At 51.8% G+C, this 20,678-nt stretch carries 16 protein-coding genes; 7 read left to right on the top strand and 9 right to left on the bottom strand.

Features of this window, described 5'->3' with window-relative positions; genetic code table 11:
- Positions 1–45 precede the first annotated feature (45 nt).
- Positions 46–1,071 (top strand): 2-hydroxyacid dehydrogenase, encoded by a 1,026-nt coding sequence (locus ACYVJQ_RS11005; RefSeq protein WP_460893127.1) that lies wholly within the window; start codon positions 46–48, stop codon positions 1,069–1,071.
- A gap of 876 nt (positions 1,072–1,947) precedes the next feature.
- On the top strand, positions 1,948–2,124 hold the full coding sequence (locus ACYVJQ_RS11000) for a hypothetical protein (RefSeq protein WP_460893126.1): 177 nt from the start codon (positions 1,948–1,950) through the stop codon (positions 2,122–2,124).
- 144 nt (positions 2,125–2,268) lie between these two features.
- On the opposite strand, the gene ACYVJQ_RS10995 is transcribed toward ACYVJQ_RS11000, so the two are convergent.
- A complete protein-coding gene (locus ACYVJQ_RS10995) occupies positions 2,269–4,149 on the bottom strand; it encodes a gamma-glutamyltransferase family protein (RefSeq protein WP_460893125.1) in 1,881 nt (626 codons plus the stop codon).
- Positions 4,150–4,229: 80 nt separating this feature from the next.
- Complete coding sequence (locus ACYVJQ_RS10990; RefSeq protein ID WP_460893124.1) at positions 4,230–5,531, bottom strand: M20/M25/M40 family metallo-hydrolase; 1,302 nt, start codon at positions 5,529–5,531, stop codon at positions 4,230–4,232.
- Between the two features lie 296 nt (positions 5,532–5,827).
- Between ACYVJQ_RS10990 and ACYVJQ_RS10985 the strand changes: the two genes are divergently transcribed.
- Positions 5,828–7,177, top strand: a complete 1,350-nt coding sequence (locus ACYVJQ_RS10985; RefSeq protein ID WP_460893123.1) for a M20/M25/M40 family metallo-hydrolase — start codon at positions 5,828–5,830, stop codon at positions 7,175–7,177.
- Positions 7,178–7,216: 39 nt separating this feature from the next.
- Positions 7,217–9,430, top strand: coding sequence for an acylase (locus ACYVJQ_RS10980; RefSeq protein WP_460893122.1), 2,214 nt, complete (start codon positions 7,217–7,219; stop codon positions 9,428–9,430).
- A 242-nt stretch (positions 9,431–9,672) separates the two neighbouring features.
- Here the strand turns inward: ACYVJQ_RS10980 and ACYVJQ_RS10975 are convergent, their stop codons facing one another.
- From ACYVJQ_RS10975 to ACYVJQ_RS10955, 5 genes are all read right to left on the bottom strand, one after another.
- Positions 9,673–10,671 (bottom strand): DUF2382 domain-containing protein, encoded by a 999-nt coding sequence (locus ACYVJQ_RS10975; protein ID WP_460893121.1) that lies wholly within the window; start codon positions 10,669–10,671, stop codon positions 9,673–9,675.
- Positions 10,672–10,747: 76 nt separating this feature from the next.
- Positions 10,748–11,407, bottom strand: coding sequence for an OmpA family protein (locus tag ACYVJQ_RS10970; RefSeq protein ID WP_460893120.1), 660 nt, complete (start codon positions 11,405–11,407; stop codon positions 10,748–10,750).
- A 111-nt stretch (positions 11,408–11,518) separates the two neighbouring features.
- A complete protein-coding gene (locus ACYVJQ_RS10965) occupies positions 11,519–12,391 on the bottom strand; it encodes a YsnF/AvaK domain-containing protein (protein ID WP_460893119.1) in 873 nt (290 codons plus the stop codon).
- A gap of 66 nt (positions 12,392–12,457) precedes the next feature.
- Positions 12,458–12,934 carry a YsnF/AvaK domain-containing protein gene (locus tag ACYVJQ_RS10960; RefSeq protein ID WP_460893118.1) on the bottom strand — a complete coding sequence of 159 codons (477 nt, stop codon included), beginning with the start codon at positions 12,932–12,934 and terminating at the stop codon, positions 12,458–12,460.
- Between the two features lie 527 nt (positions 12,935–13,461).
- Positions 13,462–14,715, bottom strand: coding sequence for a PRC-barrel domain-containing protein (locus ACYVJQ_RS10955; protein WP_460893117.1), 1,254 nt, complete (start codon positions 14,713–14,715; stop codon positions 13,462–13,464).
- A gap of 455 nt (positions 14,716–15,170) precedes the next feature.
- Between ACYVJQ_RS10955 and ACYVJQ_RS10950 the strand changes: the two genes are divergently transcribed.
- On the top strand, positions 15,171–16,271 hold the full coding sequence (locus tag ACYVJQ_RS10950; RefSeq protein ID WP_460893116.1) for an AI-2E family transporter: 1,101 nt from the start codon (positions 15,171–15,173) through the stop codon (positions 16,269–16,271).
- A gap of 220 nt (positions 16,272–16,491) precedes the next feature.
- On the opposite strand, the gene ACYVJQ_RS10945 is transcribed toward ACYVJQ_RS10950, so the two are convergent.
- Positions 16,492–17,244 carry a pseudouridine synthase gene (locus ACYVJQ_RS10945; protein ID WP_460893115.1) on the bottom strand — a complete coding sequence of 251 codons (753 nt, stop codon included), beginning with the start codon at positions 17,242–17,244 and terminating at the stop codon, positions 16,492–16,494.
- Between the two features lie 190 nt (positions 17,245–17,434).
- The gene (locus ACYVJQ_RS10940) at positions 17,435–18,577 is read right to left on the bottom strand and encodes an AI-2E family transporter (RefSeq protein ID WP_460893114.1); all 1,143 of its coding nucleotides are present in this window, start codon (positions 18,575–18,577) and stop codon (positions 17,435–17,437) included.
- A 710-nt stretch (positions 18,578–19,287) separates the two neighbouring features.
- Between ACYVJQ_RS10940 and ACYVJQ_RS10935 the strand changes: the two genes are divergently transcribed.
- Both ACYVJQ_RS10935 and ACYVJQ_RS10930 read left to right on the top strand, forming a co-directional pair.
- Positions 19,288–20,037: a glycosyltransferase gene (locus ACYVJQ_RS10935; protein ID WP_460893113.1), complete on the top strand. Its 750-nt coding sequence runs from the start codon at positions 19,288–19,290 to the stop codon at positions 20,035–20,037.
- Positions 20,024–20,674: a lipid-A-disaccharide synthase N-terminal domain-containing protein gene (locus ACYVJQ_RS10930; RefSeq protein WP_460893112.1), complete on the top strand. Its 651-nt coding sequence runs from the start codon at positions 20,024–20,026 to the stop codon at positions 20,672–20,674. The genes ACYVJQ_RS10935 and ACYVJQ_RS10930 overlap by 14 nt, the downstream gene beginning before the upstream one ends.
- The last annotated feature ends 4 nt before the right edge of the window (positions 20,675–20,678 follow it).

Genomic DNA, 20,678 nt, shown 5'->3' with positions numbered 1-20,678 from the left:
TTTCCAACTTGCGCCTATAAAACAGACTTACTAACGCATTGAGCCATGAAAGTGACTTTCTTTAATACCAAGCCTTACGACAAGCAATTCTTCAACGAAGCCAATAAAATACAAGGGCACCAATTACGGTTTTTGGAGGTTCCGCTAAATGAAAATACTGCTGTGCTGGCCAAAGGCGCCTCGGCGGTATGCGTGTTTGTGAATGAAAAAGTAAGTGCCACTATTCTGCGCCAGTTGGCAGATGTTGGGGTGAAATTGTTGGCCCTTCGGTGCGCCGGTTACAACAACGTAGACATGGCTGCTGCCGCCCAGGTGGGCATTAAAGTAGTGCGGGTGCCAGACTATTCACCCTATGCCGTGGCCGAACATACCCTGGCCCTTATTTTAACCCTCAACCGTAAAATACACCGTGCCTATAACCGCGTGCGCGAAGGCAATTTCGCCCTCACCGGCCTCATGGGTTTTGATCTCCACGGGAAAACCGTAGGGTTAGTAGGCCTGGGAAACATTGGTCTGGTGACCGCCCGTATTCTAAAAGGCTTTGGGTGCCGCGTGCTGGGCTATGACCTTTACCATAGTCCTGAAGCCGCCGATGCCGGCGTCCAGTTTGTTACCCTTGAAGATTTGTACGCTAAGTCAGACATAATATCATTACACTGTCCGCTCACCCCGCAGACCTTCCACCTGATCAATGAGGAATCCATTGCCCAGATGAAAGAGGGCGTCATGCTCATCAACACCAGCCGTGGAGGAATCATCAATACCCAAGCTGTGACCAGAGGGCTTAAATCTGGTAAAATTGGAAGCCTGGGCATTGACGTATATGAAGACGAGGGAGACCTGTTCTACGAAGACCTGTCTGGCCGCGTCATCCAGGACGATGTGTTTATGCGCCTGCTCTCCTTCAGCAATGTTTTGATTACCGGCCACCAAGCCTTCTTCACCGAAGAGGCCCTCTTCAACATTGCCCAGGTCACGCTAAAAAACATTACCAGCTTTGAGCAAGGCCAACCCCTCAGAAACGAAGTATTCCCCAGCTTTCTGCCAAACATGGAGACCATGTTGAATTAAGATGGCATTGTGTTTTTTGACAGGGGTTTGCCTTAAGTTAGGCTTTTCAGTTTCTTTTTCCGTTTTGAGGCCGTTTTTACAAAAACGGCCTCAAAACGGATTTTTTGTAAGTGTGGTGTGCCTTGCCTCTTAGGCAGATTAGTAAGGAAGGTACTGCGATGGGCATATGCGAGACGCCCCCGCGTGGTGGATGGACAGTATATCCCTTTTTGTGCAGTTAAAAGACCTGCTAGTGTAAACACCCCTCTGCAGAGCTTCGCTCGCTGCCTCAAACTCTCGTTTGGGCAATCCTCAAGGGGGGAGTCTGCGTTTAGTTAGGGTTATTGCAGTTTTAGAGTGCTGAGGCGTTTTGAGCCTGTTTTCCCTAAAACGTGCCTAAAACGCCTTTACCTATCAATGCCTCTTTAAACTATAAAACCACGCATTTATTGTTTCCAGCCTTTCGTCTGAGCGCCTAGCACTCGACCCGGTGCCGCGGATGCGGCAGGCCCTGCGGGGCCAGGCGAGAGGGTACAGCGCGAGGGCGGAAGGCGGGGCCTCGCGGCCGTGAGCGCTCGGAGAGAGAAGATGAAACAACCAAGCCCATGAAGCCATAGAAAAGCTGACAAGCCTGGGGTTAACCGGAATGAGTTATTGAGAAAAGGATATTGCCGAATTCGAAGAGTGTTCAGGTTGTTGGCCCTTATGACCACCAAAAACGGCTAATACCTTGACTAGGGCAATTGCCTTTACTTCAATCAAACCTTCCTTGTCCATCTATCTTCTAAAATATAACCTCAGAATAACAAATCAACCGAGAGCAGGCAAAACAAATGAAATTAAAACCCTAAGGTTTGCGTTAATTTACCATCACCATACAGGCCTTTCCCAAGGAACATGACCGAAGAAGAATTTGATGCCAATTACGCCGATGCGCTTGAAAATATTCTGGTAGCCATGGCCGAAAATACCGAGATTGCCCCGGAAAAATTTTACAACATAGCCTGTCTGATAGAGAATTTACGTTTCTTCAGCCCAGTGCTCTACGCGGCCATTCTGAAACCCAAGAAATAAGTTAGTTACTAAGTAAAAGCCCTGTGATTTAAGGCAACTTAAAATGAAAAAACCACTCTAGGAAAATCATCTAAAAAGCCCGGTCTGCTATTTAATAGCGTACCGGGCTTTTGCTTTAAAAGGCTTCAGGAAAAACTAAAAACCTTACCACCCTATGCCGTAATCCTCCCCATGGTTACTGGAGCCGCCCCAGAAACTGCCGTGGGCACGGTCAAAATAAATCGCGTTGATGGGGCCGCTGGTACGGTCATCAAAACTTAAGGTATAGCCCATTTTTTTCAGTTGGTCCCGTACGGTGGTCGGGGTGCTGTCATGGAGCAGGATATGGCCCGGCTTGGGTTTTCGGTCATCGGTTTTAGTGCCGCCCAGGGAGAGCCAGAGCTGGTTGGTGTTGAAGTTGGCGGCCTCCGTGGCTTGCTGTACGCTCATACCAAATTCGGCCATGTTCAGGAAGAATTGGAGCAGGTTCTGATCCTGGGTGTCGCCGCCCTGCACGGCAAAAGAAAGGAAGGGCTTGCCGTCTTTCAGGGCCATGGAAGGGGTAAGGGTCACGCGGGGCCTTTTGCCCGGCTCCACCACGTTGAAAGGGTTCAACTGGGCGTCCAGCACGAAGCTCTGCATACGCTGGCTCATGCCCACGCCGGTGTTGCCTGCAATGCAGGCCGGCAGCCACCCGCCGCTGGGCGTAATAGAAACCACCCAGCCTTCCTTGTCGGCGGCCTCCACGGTGGTGGTGCCCAGCAAGAGCCGTTGCTGGTACTCCAGCAACGAAGAGCCGTTCCGGATGTCATGCTGCGGCGCGAAGTTCCGTTTGGTGGTGTCCAGCTCGTAGCCTCTTTCTTTGAGCAACTTCAGATAAGGGTTCTGGCGGCCTTCAAACGGGTAAGGATCCCCGGGACCGATCTTGGGATTATTCTGGTTGGCCTGGATCAGGCTGGCCCGCTGCTTGGCGTAGGGCTTGCTCAAAAGGCCCTTGATGGGTTCCTGCGGCGCGAAGGCGGGGTCGCCGTAATAGAAATCTCGGTCCGCGAAGGAGAGGCTCATGGCCTGGTACACCGTATGGATGTATTGCGGACTGTTATAGCCCATGCCTTTCAGGTCAAAGTTCTCCAGGATGTTCAGCGCCTGTAGCATAACCGGGCCCTGGGTCCAGGGCTGCAGTTTGTAGACGTCTATTCCCTTGTAGCTGACCATTAAAGGCTCTTCCTCCAGCGGTTTCCATTTGGCCAGATCCTGCAGGGTGATCAGGCCCCCTTGTTCTTTAGAGCCGCGCACAAACTCCTGGGCAATGTCGCCGGTGTAGAAGCGGTCATAGGCGGCCATGATGGCGTCCTTGCGGCTTTTGCCCTTTTTGAGGGCGGCCCTTTCGGCTTCCACCAGTTTGGTGAGGGTGGCCAGCAGGTCTTTCTGCACGAAAATCTCGCCGGGCTCAGGCGCCTCCCTTTTCTGGCCCAGATGGGTAAGAAATACCTTTTTGCTGTACGGCCATTGTTTAATGCGTTCTTTTTCGCGCTCAATGCTGTTGGCGGTCTGGGCCTCCATGGGGTAGCCGGCCGCCATTTCCATGGCAGGGGCAATGACCTGCTCCAGGCTCAGGGTGCCGTAGTGGGCCAGCATGTAGAGCAGCCCGCCGGGCGTGCCGGGGGTAGTGGCCGCCAGCGGGCCGTACTCCGGCGGAAAGTTGTAGCCTTTGCTTTTGAAGAACTCTGCGGTAGCGCCCGTGGGGGCCACGCCCATGGCATTGATAGCGATGACTTTCTTGGTTTTGGGGTTGTAGATCAGGGCCTGGGTCTCACCGCCCCAACTGAGCACGTCCCACATCGTGCAGGTGGCAGCCAGCATGGCGCAGGCGGCGTCTACCGCGTTGCCGCCTTTCTGGAATGTCATGGCGCCGGCCGTGGCCGCCAAGGGCTTACCGGTAATGGCCATCCAGTTCTTGCCGTGCAGCGGCGGTTTCTGGGTCTGCTGGGCGGCAGTGGGTAGGACCAAGGCCACGCTCAGGCACAGCGCAATAAAATTTTTCATAGGGTGATGAAGGTTAGATAGCAGATACAAAAGCAGCCGATGACAAGTAAATACCCGGGATCGTTACCAGTTTTTGCTCTTTATTTGGGAGTGGTAAGGCGGTAGAGCAGCAGGGAGGTCCTTTTCACAATATCCTGCACGGAGGGGAGGTGCACGTATTCCTCTGGGTTGTGGGCGTTTCCTCCCTGCACGCCAAGGCCATCCAGGCCATCTACGTACTGGGCAATAAAGGAAATATCGCCGGCCCCTCTTTTGCCGGGGTCATAGGCTTTTACCTCGCCCTGCCCCAGTTGCTGGCTCACCTGGTTCAGGACCTGCAATAAGGCCATATTGCCCTGGGTGGGCGGCATGGCGGGGTAACCATCTTTAAAGGCGATTTCCGCCGAGGTCTGCGGCAGGCTTTCCTGCACAATGGCGGTCATCTTCGCGCGGGCCCGTTGCTTCTGCTCCTCGGTGAGAAACCGGAGGTCTCCTTTCACCACGGCGGTATTGGCGACCAGGTTGGTTTTCCCGGAGACGGTGCCCTGGGTGCCCGAAGAGTCTAGCTGCACATGGGTGCCCGCCATCATTAGGCCCGGGTTAAACGTGAGGTTCTCTTCCTGCAGCTCATTGTAGAACCGGTGCAAGATACGCGAGGACTCGTACACGGCCCCCGCCCCAGACCCTTTGGAGAAAACACCCGAAGAGTGGGCTTGCCTGCCTTTCACGGTGAGGGTCCAGCTGCTGCTGCCCCGGCGGGCCACGGTGGCGTAGTTAAAGCCGGTGCCCGTCTCAAAGGCCAGGGCCACCTCACTACGCTTGGCGGCCTCTACAATGTCTTTGCGGCTGAGGTCCAGCGGGGCGCCGGGGTTTTCCTCATCGCCGTGCAAAATCACGATAATTTGGCGGTCCTTGAGTTGGCCCGCCTCCTGCAGCGCCTTGAGCGCGTAGAGCATGACCATGTTGCCGCCCTTCATGTCGTTGGCGCCGGGCCCAGTGGCCACGCTGTCTTTTTGCTCCCATTTCTGGAAAGGCGACTCTAGCTCAAATACAGTGTCCAGGTGGCCAATCAGCAAAAGTTTTTTCCCTTTGCGGCCTTTGATCTCGCCAATAAGGTGCCCGCCCCGGTTCATGCCGGCGGGCATATCTGCCCACCGGGTGGTAAAGCCCATCTCGTCCAGCATCTTTTTGTAGACCGCGCCCACCTGCTGCACCCCGGCCGGGTGAAAGGTGCCGCTGTTGATATTGACCGTCTGCTCCAGAAACTTGAGGGAGGCCGGGTGGTTCTTCTCCACGTTTTTCAGGATTTGGCCTTCCTCTTTGGTAAGCTTCTGACCAAAGGCAGTTAAGCTGGTGAGACAAAGCAGCAGCAGAAAGCGTTTTGCCTGGTAGGGGTAGATCATGTCGTTTAGCTAAGGTGGAAAAGGCAGAACCGGTTGATTAGATACCCCTCTGCAAGCACTGTTTTCTTCTTGTCAAGATACGGTTTGGGGATAATACTTACAAGCGGGCGCAAGCCACCTAGCCTCAAGGAAATAGGAGATGAAGGGATGTGGCGGCAAGAGCATCTTTATTAGGAGGGGAAGAGAAGGAGAGAAGTTGTAGAAGACTAAATTTATTGCCACCTTTTAGTCTTGAAAGCGAAGCAATCGACCTGCTTTGGTCCGCTTTCACCTCCAAAGAATTTAAAATAAGATACATGGCTCTTTCTACTATATGGGTCCCTAGATGGGCGTTTCTGGGACTGTTGCCGGTTTCCCTCCTGGTACATAACCCAACGCCAGGACATGCGCAGGCAAGCCCGGAAAATGCCGCTAGCACGCCCATAGCCGCCCTGGATAAAAAATACGAAAAAGAGGTGCAGACGCTGGCGAGTAAACCCGGGGTGAAGAAAGCCTTGCAAACCATTCAGGACTTGGACGCCCAGACGGTGAAAGACCAGATCCTGCTCACCCAGATTCCGGCCCCGCCCTTCAAGGAGGAGCAAAGGGGCAAGCAGTATGCGGCCATGCTGCAGGCGGCGGGAGCAGACTCGGTTTGGACTGATGCCGTGGGCAACGTGCTGGCCAAGCGCCGGGGCAAGGCGGGTAAGCGAACGGTGGTCCTGGAGGCGCACCTGGACACGGTCTTCCCTGAAGGAACCGATGTGCAGGTGAAACAGCGCGGCGACACGCTTTTTGCCCCCGGCATTATGGACGATACCCGCGGCCTGGCCGTGGTGCTGACCGTGCTGCGGGCCCTGGAGCGCAACCAGGTGGAAACCCAAGCCGATGTGCTTTTCATTGGCACCGTGGGGGAAGAAGGCCTGGGCGATTTGCGGGGGGTGAAACACCTCTTCCGGGAGAACGGGCCTAGAATAGATGCCTACATTGCCGTAGACGGCGGCGGACTGGACCGCATCACCGCCACGGGCCTAGGGTCCCTGCGGTACCGGGTTACCTTTAAAGGGCCGGGAGGGCATTCCTGGGGAGCCTTCGGGACAGCCAATCCGCACCATGCCTTGGGCAAGGCCATCCATTACTTCACTTCAGAGGCAGATACCTTTACCCGGCAGGGCATCAAGACCAGCTACAACGTGGGCATTGTGGGAGGGGGCACCTCGGTGAACTCTATCCCCTTTGAGTCCTGGATGGAGGTAGACATGCGCTCAGAGAGCCCCGAGCGGCTCAAGGGCATAGAACAGATCCTGAAAAAAGCGGTGCAGAAAGCCCTGCAGGAAGAAAACACCGCCAAACGCTGGGGCCCGGCGCTGGAGGTAGCTATGGATTTGGTGGGCGAGCGCCCTTCCGGATCCCTGGACCCTTCCGTGGCCCTGGTGCAGCGTACCATGGCCGCCACCCAATTCTTCAAGGCCCACCCTAACCTGATTGCCGGCTCCACCAACGCCAATATTCCCATTGCTAAGGGCAAGCCGGGGGTAACCGTGGGCGTAGGCGGCGTAGGGGGCGGGGCCCACTCCCTGGATGAATGGTGGGTGAACGAGAAAGGCTACCTGGCCATTCAGCGTACGCTTCTGGTATTGCTGGCAGAGGCCGGCCTGGCTAAATAGCCCTCACGCGTAATCATAAATCATTTACTACAGTCTTGTATGACCTCCTTTAAAAATAACCTTACCGCCTACCTGCTGTTGCTGGCCCTGCTTTTCTCCTGCACGGGCCAGGAGCAGGCCTCCTCGTCCAAAGACCTGAAAAGGTGGCAGGACCAGGCTGCCCGGGTCACCATCATCCGGGACAATTTTGGCGTGCCGCACGTGTACGGCAAAACCGACGCCGACGCCGTGTTCGGGCTCCTTTACGCCCAGTGCGAGGATGACTTCAACCGGGTGGAACGCAATTACCTGTGGGCCATCGGCCGGCTGGCCGAGGTGGAAGGGGAGGAGATGCTTTACAGCGATCTTAGGGCCCGGCTCTATATGAGCAAGGAAGAGGCCGTGCAGCAGTATGAGAAAAGCCCCGAATGGCTTAAGGCTCTTTGTCAGTCCTTCGCCGATGGCATTAACTATTACTTGCACACGCACCCCGAGGTGAAGCCCAAACTGCTCACCCATTTTGAGCCCTGGATGCCCATGTACTTCAGTGAAGGCTCTATTGGCGGCGACATTGAAAGCGTGTCTACTGAGAGGATCAAGGCCTTCTACGGCAGCAAGAACCCCCTAGGGTACCACCGGGGCCAAAGTGGCCTGGTGCGCCCGGGCGTTTTGCAGGAGCCCCAGGGCTCCAACGGGTTCACCATCTCGGGCAAGCATACCGCCTCGGGCAAGGCCATGCTATTGATCAACCCGCACACGTCGTTCTTTTTCCGGGGCGAGGTGCACGCGGTCAGCGAAGAGGGGCTCAACGCCTACGGGGCCGTTACCTGGGGCCAGTTCTTCATCTACCAGGGCTTCAACGAGAAAACCGGCTGGATGCACACCTCGGCGTATACCGACGTGATAGATGAGTTTGAGGAAACCATTGTCAAGGAAAACGGGAAACTGTATTACCAGTATGGCCAGGAGAAACGCCCGGTCACCACCTCCAGCGTGACCCTGGCCTACAAGGCCGGCGATGCCCTGAAGCAGAAGACTTTTACCACCTACCGCACGCACCACGGGCCCATCACCCACCAGAATGGCGACAAGTGGGTGGCCACCGCCCTAATGTGGAAACCGGTGGAGGCCCTTTCCCAATCCTTTGTGAGGACCAAGCAAAGCAACCTGAAGGGCTTTGACCAGATGATGCAAATGCGCACCAACTCCTCCAACGGAACGGTGTACGCCGATGCGGACGGCAACATCGCCTACTACCACGGCAACTTCTTCCCCCGCCGCGACACGTCCTTTGACTACACCAAACCCGTGGACGGCAGCAACCCCAAAACCGACTGGCAAGGCCTGCACCCGCTGGAAGAAACCATCATCATCAAAAACCCACCCAATGGCTGGATCCAGAACTGCAACTCCACGCCCTTTACGGGCGCGGGTGAGTACAGCCCCAAAAAAGAAGACTACCCCGCCTACATGGCCCCGGCCCCCGAGAACTTCCGGGGTGTGCACGCCATAAGACTGCTGAAGAAAGCGAATAACCTGACCCTGGATAAACTCATCTCCCTGGCCTATGACCCGTATCTGCCGGCCTTTGAGGTGCTCATTCCGGGCCTGGTGAAAGCCTATGACGCACAGAAACCTACAGACCCCAAACTGAAGGAAGCCATAGAGGTGATGCGCCGTTGGGACTACGCGGTATCCAAAGAATCGGTGGCTATGTCTTTGGCCCATTTCTACGCCACAAACGCCTTCAAAAACGGCAGCGCTCCTAAGAGCCTGGCCTTGATGGACCGCGTGAACTACTACGCCAACATAGCCCCTGAGAAGGAGCGGCTATCGCTCTTCAGCCAAAGCATAGAACAGCTGGAGAAGGATTTTGGCCAATGGAACATGCCCTGGGGCGAGATCAACCGGTTCCAGCGCCTCACCGGTGACATCAAGCAACCTTTCAATGATGCCCAGCCCAGCCTACCCGTTGGCATGGCCTCAGGCAATTGGGGCGCCCTGGCCTCCTTTGGGTCCAGCGCCTACAACACTAAGAAATTGTACGGCACGCTGGGCAACAGCTTTGTGGCGGTAGTAGAGTTTGGCGACAAGGTAAAGGCCAAGACCATGCTGGCCGGCGGCCAAAGCGGTGACCCGAAATCACCGCATTTCAATGACCAGGCCCAGCGCTACGCCAACGTGCAGTTCAAGGACGCTGCCTACTACCGCGAGGACGTGGAGAAACGCGCCGAGGCCACCTATCATCCAGGGGAGAAACACGGGAAAAAATAAGACGAAGAAAGCGGAAGCCATTTTTGGTTTCCAATTCTTATTGGCATCTGCAGGATGGGGTGGATTTCCTTTTCATCTCAATTAAAAATGTCTAATCCTGTTTCGGGCCTGTTTTTCAAAAAACAGGCCCGAAACGTAAATTGGAAACCTAAGCATGTCTTTGGGTGAATTTATCTAAAATAGAAAAAGAAAAGGCGGCCCAGGATTAGGGCCGCCTTTTCTTTTAGTAAACGCAATACAGATTAGATTCTGGTGGTCCGGTCGTTGTCCAGGTCGCGTCTGTCGCGGTCATTGTCTGGGTCTGTGGTGATATCATTGTCCAGGCGGGTGCGGTCCTTGTTGAGGTTATCAACTTCTACCTCAGTGGAACGTACGGTGTCTCTGATTACCTCATCACGTTCCTCCACCTCTTTGTCCAGGGTGATTTCTTCCACCACACGGGCTTCTTTGTTCACTACGGGCACCTCGGCGCGTTCTGTCAATTCCACTTCCCCTTCTTTGAAGGCGTTGAGGTCGGCTTCAGAGGCAGGGCGGTCAACGGTATTGCGCTCTACAAACACACGCTCTTCGCGCAGGCGCACATGCTCCTCCACCGGTTGCTCTACCATTCTGCTGCTTACGTGTACACCACCGGTTTCCACTTCACGTTTCCCTATTTCCAGGTTTTCCTCTATAATAGGAATAACGGTGTCACCGTCTTTACGGGTAGTATTGGTATCTGTGGTATAATCATTGGCCGTGCCACGGTTCCGGTAAGACTGGTCTGAGAATACGCTCTGGCTGTAAAAGTCATCTGCGTCACCGGTCCGGTTAGATCCGGTAAGGGCGGCTCCCGCACCAGCGGCTGCGGCTCCCACGCTCCCGAATACGGAGCAGACGGCAGACTCTACCTCACGGCCCAGGTTTCCTGATTCATAGGTAGGCAGGGCTCTGAGTTGCTCTACGGTTACGTTGGGCAGGATCACGTCATCATCGGCTTCATGCAACTGGGCCACCCCAATAGGGATAAGCACATCACGTGGTTCCAGGTCCAGAACGCTTCCTTCTATGTCTACCACCATGTACCGCACCTTGCGGGCTTGGGCGTCAAAGATAAGTTCCTCTACTTCGCCAATGGTTTGGCCCTGCTGGTTTTTAACTGTCCAGCCTTTGATGTTAGGTTGGTTGTCTACTATCTCAAAGTCACTGCCGCCCAATTCCTGCAGGCGGTTAGAGGCATTGTAATTTTGGTCTCTTTCCATGGTTTTATATGGTTAGGGTATTGCGGGCAACACCGGTTTTGGTAAATGAAAAAATGTAAGGCAAATAGGCCCCGCCTTATTTTGACTTGCGGGCTACAATCTGAACCCTGCGGTTTTGCTGGCGTCCGGCGGCGGTTTCATTAGACGCTACCGGTTGGGCTTCTCCCACGGGGTGCATAGAAACATTGTCTTTGGACACGTTTCCGTTTTGGGTTAACCAGTTCTGTACTGCCTGGGCGCGCTCCTCAGCCAATTCTTTGTTGTAATTGGCACTGCCCTGGGCGTCTGTATACCCGTAAATGCGTACCTGGCCACCGTTAAAGCGTTTGTTCAAAGAGGCCGCTACCTGTTTCAGCTTGTCAGCTGCTTGGGGCTGGATGGTGCTTTTGTCACTCCCGAAGAGAACGGTCTCGTCCAGGCTGTACACGGCGTAATTGTCTGTACCGCGCACATCTATGTCTTTATCCGTGATCTCGTCATAGGTGGCAGCGGGGGCATCCAGGTTCAGGTTGTTCCAGTCATCAGAGTCATTGTCAGTGGCGTCATCATCGGTGGCCATTGCCGCGCCGGTGGTGGTTTCAGTGGTGGTCTCTGTGGTTGTGGTTCTGTCCACATCCTGGTCATCGCGGTCACAGCCGCGCATTAAGAAGAATAGTAAGGCAAGAGCCACAAGGGCTAGCAAAAGCCACAGCCACCAGGGCCTGCTGCTTTTTGGTTGTACATCTAAATCAGCCATAGTTTTATTTTGTATAAGGTTAAGGTGGTAATTCCTGCTCTTACCAGAACAGGATAAGCGTAAAAAAGCGACCCCGGGAGACGAGGTCGCTTTTTTGGTTTTTATAACTTGTTATACAGAAGTAGAACGGTCATTGTCCAGGTCTGTAGTACGGTCACCGTCCAGACGGGTACGGTTGGTGTCTTTGTTGAGGTTCTCTACATCAACCTCGGTAGAGCGCACAGTGTCTCTGATCACTTCATCGCGTTCCTCTACTTTTTTGCCAAGAGACACTTCTTCTACCACGCGGGCTTCTTTGTTAACCACAGGCACTTCGGTACGCTCGGTCAATTCAATATCGCCTTCTTTAAAGCGGTTGAAGTCGGCGTCGGTGGCTGGGCGGTTAACGGCGTTGCGTTCAACCCGCACGTGCTCAGACCTTAGGCGTAAATGCTCTTCTACCGGGCGCTCCACAATTCTGCTGCGCAGACGGGCCCCGCCGGTTTCTACCTCGCGTTTGCCTACCTGCAGGTTTTCCTCTATAACCGGAATAGACTGGGCACCGGTAGTATTGTCACGGGAGAAACCGTATTCACTGGCACGCTCGTCCAGGTCTACAGAACCATATTGGTCCAGGATACGGGAGGCCCGCTGGGCTTCGTCCTGCGACTGGGCATGCACCGTTACCACGCACTCACTGGTGCGCGCCACGTTGGAGTAGGCTCTGGCGGAATAGTCATCATCTGAAAACAACGATTTAAAGAACCCAGAGATTCCGTCATTGTCTGTGGCGTCATGGGCCAACGATTCATTAGGCGAATCTCCTAAATGGGAATTAGAGGTACCTGTCTGGGAAGTGGAAGTACCGGTATGGGAACTAGAAGACCCTGGTCTCCCGCTGGAAATATCTATTCTATCTTGGCTTATACCCAGGCTTTTTAATTCCTGTACGGCTTTCTGTGCTTCTGCTGAATTGTCGAAAATACCAATTACTGTTTGTGCCATAGTTTTACTTGTTGAATGGTTATAGGATAAGGATGAAAAGAAACGGAGTGATATAAACCAAAGGCCTTACTCGGGGTTACTGCTGTCTCCTGCGTTAGGGGAGACCCGTTCCACCTTTATTTCTTCTTTGCGAAGGTTTATGTGCTGGGTTTCCTGGGTCTGCACCTGGTGTTTGGTAATGCGCAATTCCTCTACCACTAGTAGCCGTTTTTCCACCACCAGCACCTCTTGCAGAATAGGAATGATCATGGTGTCGCCTTCATAGCGAAGGGGCGGCGGAGGCGTTTCAACATATTGGTTAACCGGCACTCGCTGGACATCATGCTCCTCCTGGAGAAGCGCAATATTAACGGGTACTTCCTGCTCGCTTACCACCTTGGTTATGCGCACGCTACCTTTCTCCACTACCTCTTTGTCAAGGTTTACTTTCTCCTCAATAACCGGAATGGTTTGAGAAAAATTACCTTGGCGGTTGGCGTCCTCTGAAGGGGCAGGGGTGCCACCCTGCGCTGGCGGCTGGTTTAGGTCTGATCTCTGATTCATATCATTATTTCTTTGGAATACTTAACGCGTCCTTTAACCAGAGGTTGCTGAGTATTTGTATAAAAATATGAAAAAACCTAAAATAGGAAATTTGAAAATTTGCGTTAGAAGCCTAGAAGAAGGTGTTTAAATTTTGTAAAAAATTGATAATAAGGTAAATGTAAAATATGAAGCTCTCTCGATAAAAATTGATTCATATTCTATGATATAAATATATTAAGGAGTAGTTATTTGGCAGGCCTGTTGTGGTCTTTACGGCGATAGAAAGGCCGAATGAGCCTTCCTATTTAAGCTTGATAGGAATAAGTCTCTACCAATGGGTAGAACGGGTCCAGGCCTCTTGGGTAGTCATTGGGCAAATATGGCTTTTGCTATTCCCAAATTTCCCATCTAAAGGCAGAGAGGAAAGCTTGGGTGTTTTAGGCCTGTTTTTCGAAAAACAGGCCTAAAACGGATATAAGTTGAAGCAGGGTCAAAACTCCAGTAAGTCACCTGAGCCAGTGACCAAACGGAGCATCGAAAATGTATTAAAAAGAGGAGGGAGGTATTGACGGAGACGGTGGGTCTTTCCTGATTTCCTCAATATCAATCTCCGTTCTGATAACAGAATCGCGCACGGTTTCTTCGCGTACCTCTACCTCCTTGCCGATGTTGATTTCTTCCACCACATGGGGTTCTTTAGACACTATTGGAATCTCAGCAAACTCGGTTAATATAATAGAGCCTTCCTGGAAACTCCCAAACTCAGAACTAGCCCTGGAGCGTGCCTCTGAGTTTTCTTCTATAAAGCCTCGCTCTTGCCGGGGCGCTCTTTCTCCTTCTTGCGGAAATGGTTGGGTAGAGGATGGTTGTTGGGTAACATTTATCTCCAGATTTTCTTCCTGCGGAGGCGTTTGGTTGTCTGGAGAGGCACCTATAGGGTTTTCTTCCCTGGAGAAAGTAGTCTCTGATCCCTGTCTTCTACTAGGCTCTACCATGATATCAAGGTCAGGAGTGCGGGAGGTGTCTAACAGGCGGGCGGCAAGTTGGGCTTCTTCGGGAGTATGGGCGCGCACCACCACCAGGGCGTTGCACTGCCTGAATTTCTCAAAGTTTTGGTTCGCCTCTTCTTTGGTGGAGAACAGTTGCCGGAAATAGGTTTCAAAGTCTTGGGGGGATAGCCCGTTATGTGGCGCAATAGATTGCCGCTGGGCAACTTGCACGTGATTCTGCGGGATTCCGTTGGCAGAAAGCGCCTGCACCTTTTGGTCTACTTCTGCTGGGGTAGTGAACAACCCTATGACATGCTGCACCCGCTGGCTGCTTTGGGCGCGGACCTGAGTTTTAACTTCCCGGGGAGTGACTTCTGCGCTTGAGACGCCTGGTACCTGGGCGGTGCCTGGCCGGAAAACAAAGTCACCCACAAAAATACGCTGCACCAAGGTCTCCTGGTCAGGCGAGAAATGGGAACGGTCATAGGCGGGCAGGGCCTGTAGTTTCGGCAAGGTCACCTGCGGTATTACCACCGCGTTTTCGGGTCCATGAAGTTCCGTCATGCTTATGGGAACCACAATATCTCTGGGCTCCAGGTCGAGCAGGTTCCCTTCCAGGTCTACTATCAAGTACCTGACTTTCATGTTCTGGGCATCGCAGAGGAGTTCTTTCACGTCGCCTATTCTGTTGCCTTGTCCGTCAAAGATTTTCCAACCCCTGATGTCATGTTCCCCTTTGGCAACCTGATAGGGGCTGTCACCTAGTTCCTGCAACGTATGGCCAGCATTGGCTCCTTCATTTCTTTCCATGTATGCGTTATGTTAGTTTCGGTGAGGAGTTTTTTAGGATCGGCTTTGGGTAAAAAAAATTAGATCGGTCCTGCCGTCACTCAGGAAAGACAAAATAGGCTTGCCTGTTGAGCAAAAAGCTTTTATGCTTACGAGGCTGTGGCAGTGGAGTTGATCTTTTTAAGGGCCTACTTGGATCCACCCTTCGCAGGGCTTCCCATTTTAGGGCCGTTTTACCAAAAACAGGCTTAAAACGGAAAGCCCTCCACTTTCAAGCTTTGGGCATTTAGAAAGCAGAATGTCTGTTTGCAGAGTGAGGTAATATTGCAAAAACAACCTGCCGTTAAACGGTACGTGAAGGGAAAATCGAAAGGGGCGAGGGGCATTTGGGCAAAGGCTAAAGCGGGTTAAGGGAGGCGATGGTAATATTCTTCTTCGCCCGGAAACATTCTGTTGGCTAACTAGTAAAACGCTGCATGACAAACACTGAGCCTTTCTACAAAAAGTCCACCATAATTCTGCTCGGGATCATCCTACTAGTGTATGTGCTGTTTATTATGGCAGATATTCTGGTGCCGGTGGCGTTCTCCCTTCTGTTGGCTATTCTGTTGAATCCCTTGAACAACCGGCTTCTGCGCCTGGGCATGCCTAAGGTAGTAGCTATTTTACTCACCTTGCTGGTGGCGCTGCTGGTGCTGGGCGTCATCCTTTATTTCCTATCCACGCAGATTATCCAATTTGGGGAGATGGTGCCGGCCTTGAAACAGAAGTTCAGCCAGATACTCACTGATGCGCAGCATTATACAGAGACTACCTTTGGGGTTAGTATTCAGAAGCAAACGCAATTCCTGAAAGATACGGTAAGCAGTGGGAAGGCCCTGGTGGGTAAAACGGTGAGCAGCGTGCTGGGCATCTTTAGCTTGCTGTTTTTGATTCCGGTGTACATTTTCCTGTTCCTGCTTTACAAACCGCTCATCCTCAATTTCCTATTTGAGGTTTTCTCCAACAAGAATACCCGCTACGTGGCAGAGATCCTGCATGAAACAAAATCTGCGGTACAGAGCTACATTGTGGGCCTTTTGATTGAGGCGTCTATTGTGGCGGTCATGAACTCTGTGGCGCTTTATTTATTAGGGGTTCCCTATGCCATTCTGCTAGGCGTGATTGGGGCCATCCTGAACATGATTCCGTACATTGGCGGCTTGGTGGCCATTCTGTTACCGGTTTTAATGGCTACCGTTACCCAGGAAGGCTACACTACCCAATTGGCTATTATTGGGGCCTATGCCGTTATCCAGTTTATTGACAACAACGTGTTGGTGCCCCGTATTGTCTCCAGCAAGGTGCAGCTGAATGCCTTGGTTTCTATTTTGGCGGTGTTGCTGGGCGGTGCTTTGTGGGGCGTATCTGGTATGTTTTTGTCTATTCCGTTTATGGCCGTGATGAAGATCATCTTTGACCGCATTGAAGAACTCAAACCCTGGGGGAAATTACTGGGAGACCAGATTCCGGACGCTTATCCTGGAAACGGCCGGGTGAGGCCAATGGTAGCGCCAAAGCCTGCTGAGGAAAAATAAAGAAGGGTTTACAGGCCTTGGGAAGGTAACCTATAGGACCTAAAATCCTAGCTAAGAAGTTTAATTTATAAAGGCGTTTTGAGGATGTTTTTGGTAAAACGGCCTCAAAACGCCTTTGGTGTTTAACCGCTCTCTAATTGTTTTCCTATCTATGCTTTTACTGAGACACGTTTATATTGAAGGAGTTAAATGTCTTAGCCTTGGCTAATTAAAGGGCAATCTAGGTTTGCTCAGGAAAGGAGATAGGCTGGGGCAGTTCCTGTTGTTCAGCAAGCGCCTGGCCCCAGCCAAATTGTTGGCAGAGCCGCAGGGTGTTGTCTGGCAAGGGAGCTTTCAGTTCAAGGGTTTGGCCTGTAAAGGGGTGCTCAAATTTTAGCGAGGCGGCGTGCAGCAACAAAAACGGGCTTTCCAGCTGTTCCAGGAACATAAGGTTATGGCGCCAGTCGCCGTGCTTTTTATCACCAATGATGTAGTGCCTTAGGTGCGCAAAGTGTTTCCTGATCTGGTGCATACGGCCCGTTTCAGGCTTTATTTTCACCAGGCTATACCGGGCCGTCTGGTAGCGGCCTACCGCTATGGGTAACTCAACGGTAGCCAGCCGGCTGAAGTGTGTCACCGCGTCCTGCGCCTCTTTGTGCTGGTGGTCTTTGTCTGGCCTGATGGGACTGTCAATGGTTCCGTTCTCTGGGGCATACCCGCGCACAATGGCATAATAGGTTTTATCTGGTTGGCGCTCCGCGAAAGCCTTCACCAGCGGGACCGTGGCCTCCGGCGATTTGGCAAACAGGAGAACCCCAGAAGTGCCCCTGTCCAACCGGTGAACCGCGTGCACGCGCAGGCCCAGTTGGTCGCGGAGGAGCTGTAAAGCAAATTCCTTTTTCTCTTCGGCAATCCGCGTGCGGTGCACCAATAACCCATTAGGTTTATTGATGGCCACATAATGCGCGTCTTCAAATATAATCTCCAGCTCCATAGTCTGTCTAAAGGGAAACCGCAAAAGTAAGAAATTATAGGCGAGGCTAGGATGCAGAGTAGTTCATACCTTAGATCTGGTTTTGACCTGAAATGAAGGCAATTAAAGAGGGTAAGCTGTTTTAAGCCTGTTTTGGCCAAAACAGGCTTAAAATAGCCGTTGGCTGCCTGCAGCAAAGGAGGAGCGGATTTTACTCTTTAGGCGGTTCAATCTCGTTTTCCTCTTCCAGGGTGGCTTTAACCTTTTCGTTTTGAATCCTGAGTTCGGGCACTTTCATGGGAGTGTCGGTGGGTCTTTCATCGCCTAGCAGCACGCCCCATTGTTTCAGGCTGTCGGTGCGGTCAAAGATGATTTTAAGTACCGCAATAAGGGGCAGGGAAAGGAACATGCCCGCAATGCCAGCCATTTTACCGGCCACCAGTACCCCCACAATAGTGGCCAGGGCATTGATCTTTACCTTGGCGCCTACAATGCGGGGCATTAAAATATGATTATCCAACAGCTGCGCTACGGCTATGGTACCCAATACCATGAAAATAGGCAGGATTTCCTGCGAAGAGGCCAAGGTGAGCAGTACTCCCAGAATATTGCCAATCAAGGCCCCCACATACGGTATGAGGTTAAGGAACGCGAAAATAATCCCGATGAGTAGGGCATGCTTGATGCCCAGGAGAAACAGTGTCCCGCCCACTAGTACCGTCATATAACTGATCTGGATCAGAAGGCCCAGCAGGTAATTTTTAATAATTGCCTCTGTTTCGCTTAGCGCATCACGTACCCGGGTGTGGCTTTTTTTGGGAAACCACAAAAAGATGAAGCGCAGCAAGATGTTCTTATAGAACAAAATGAGGAAGACATAAATAGGCAACAACCCAATAAATACCACCACTGAGGTAAAAGACCCCGCGGCGCCGCCCAGTACCTTGCCAGCATAGCTGAGCAGCCGGTTGCTTTGCTCGTTTATGAAATTGAGTTGTTCATCTGGAGAGAAATGGGTTTTTCTGTTTATCCAGCCACTCAACGCCGCCAGGTGGGAATTGATGTTTTCCCGGATGACTGGCAAATCATCTAACAGGTTTCTTACCTGGGAGGAAAAAAACCAGAGAATCAGCCCAAATACGACTATTAATAATAATATGCACAACGTAATGGCCAGCACCTCCGGCGCCTTCTTTTGCACCAGAAACCGGTACACCGGAAGCAGCATGATGCTGAAAAAAAAGGCTACAAGAAGGGGCGCGAGAATGCCGTTGCCAATCACCAGCAACCAACCTAAAAAGAACAGCCCCATAAATTCTATGGACCGGCGCACCGTTACGGGGAAAGTCTCCATTATGCCGCTTGCTGAGTTCTTAAAACCATGACAAAGTTGTAGCTCAAACCTGGTTAAAACCTATACTTTGAAACAGGAAGCCCAGGTATTATCTGAAATTAGCCTGTTTCCTTTCTAGCTTTCACTTATGCTCCAAGGGGTACCAAGTTTTCTTGCTTTCTTCTTTCTACGTTTTTCAGTTGGCCAGGTAATGATCAGAAACTTAGAGGTAGGAGCGGAAAGAAATTATCTGTCATGAATAAGTAGTGTAAAACCTGATCTTCGCATTACCTTTTTACCTTTTTTTTCAGGGAACTGAAATAAAAAAAGGCATCTCTAAAAACTTTCAGTGGCTTTCCTTGGGCCTGGATATAGAATTTGTAGGGGCAAATAAATGTAGGCTGGAACGGCTTCTTTAGAATAGGTATAAAATTTAATAAATAACTCTAATAGTACAACCAAAGAAATTTTGGGTTGTATATGTTAAAGGTATGTCTGATAGAAAACCTGGGGAGAAATCTTTGGAAATAGCCCAGCCGGTCTAGTGCTTAAAAAAGGAAAGATTTTTGCCGGAGGCGCGGCCATTTTGCTGATAAGGCATATTTTTTTCCGGACCTACCCTTACTAATAAATGAACGGGTTAAAGCTATTGTTTGGCCATAAGCCCAGAAACCGGGAAACGAGTAGTAAGTGCCTTTTTTACCATTGGATAAGTAAGCAAACGTCTATATATGGAATCGCCGTCCTTAACCATCATTGTGCCCGTGTACAATGAAATAGAATGCCTGCCTCGTTTCAATGAGTCAATGGAGGCGTTTTTAAGGCAATCACCTATGCCTACCCAGGTGCTATTTGTAGACGACGGTTCTTCAGACGGGAGCCTGAATATGATTAAGCAGATCTGCCAGGGCAACCCTTCCTATACCTTTCTTTCCTTTGATAAAAACTATGGATTGAGCACGGCCATCAAAGCCGGCATAGACCACGCCGACAGTACCTATATTGGGTACATAGACTCAGACCTTCAAACTTCCCCCCTGGATTTCCTGCTGTTTTTTGAGTTTCTGCCCGCCTATCAAATGGTGAATGGCATTAGGGCCAAGCGCAAAGACACTCTAGTGAAAAAGATCTCGTCTAAAGTGGCCAATAAATTTAGGCGGTTAATGATCAATGATGGCATTGAGGATACCTGTTGCCCTTTAAAGATTATGGATGCGCAATACGCCCGACGGGTCCCTTTCTTTGATGGCATGCACCGGTTTTTGCCGGCCCTCATCCAGTTACAGAAAGGCAAAGTAAAGCAACTGCCCGTGCAACACTTTGAACGCTATGCCGGCACCGCCAAGTACCACCTGCTTAACCGGCTCTGGGGACCCTTGAATGATACCTTTGCCTTCCGTTGGATGCGGAAACGCTATATTTCCTACCAGTTCATCAAACAGGAAACGCCTTTTCCGCTGGAATACCATGAACAGGTCTGATATGTTCATCTATGGCCTGGGGCTGTTGGCGCAGGTTCTTTTCTCCTCGCGTATTCTGGTGCAATGGATTCAGTCCGAACGGGCCGGAAAAGTTCTTTCTCCCACCTCTTTCTGGACCTTCAGCTTGCTGGCCTCTGTGCTGCTCATGATATATGGCATTTTAAGGAATGACCTTGTGATCCTGGGCGGACAAGTGGTTTCTTATTTCATTTACCTTCGTAACCTCCGCTTTAAGAATGTCTGGCAAGGGCTGCCCTGGTGGGTGCGGTGGCCTTCCATGGTCTTTCCGGGGGTGGCTACCCTTTGGTTGCTCTTTGGCGATACGTACAGCCTTTCTTATATCTGGCAGCACAGCAGTATTTCTGGCGCATTGGTGGCCTGGGGTGGAGTAGGGCAGGCCATTTTTACCCTCCGGTTTGTCTACCAATGGTATTACTCAGAAAAGGTGCAGGTTTCGGTATTGCCTAATGGTTTCTGGGTCATCAGTTTGGTGGGTTGCCTCATGATCATTTTGTACGCCGTCTTCAGAATGGACCCCGTTCTTTTCATAGGTCAGTTGTTTGGGTTGGTAGCTTATAGCCGGAACTTGATGCTGGGCCTGCGCCAGCAGAAGTCGCAGGAGGTAATGGCCCGTTAGAATA

The sequence above is a fragment of the Rufibacter soli genome (assembly GCF_054781795.1).
Note: the sequence above shows the minus strand (reverse complement) of the source record. Positions and strands in the feature narration are given on the sequence as shown.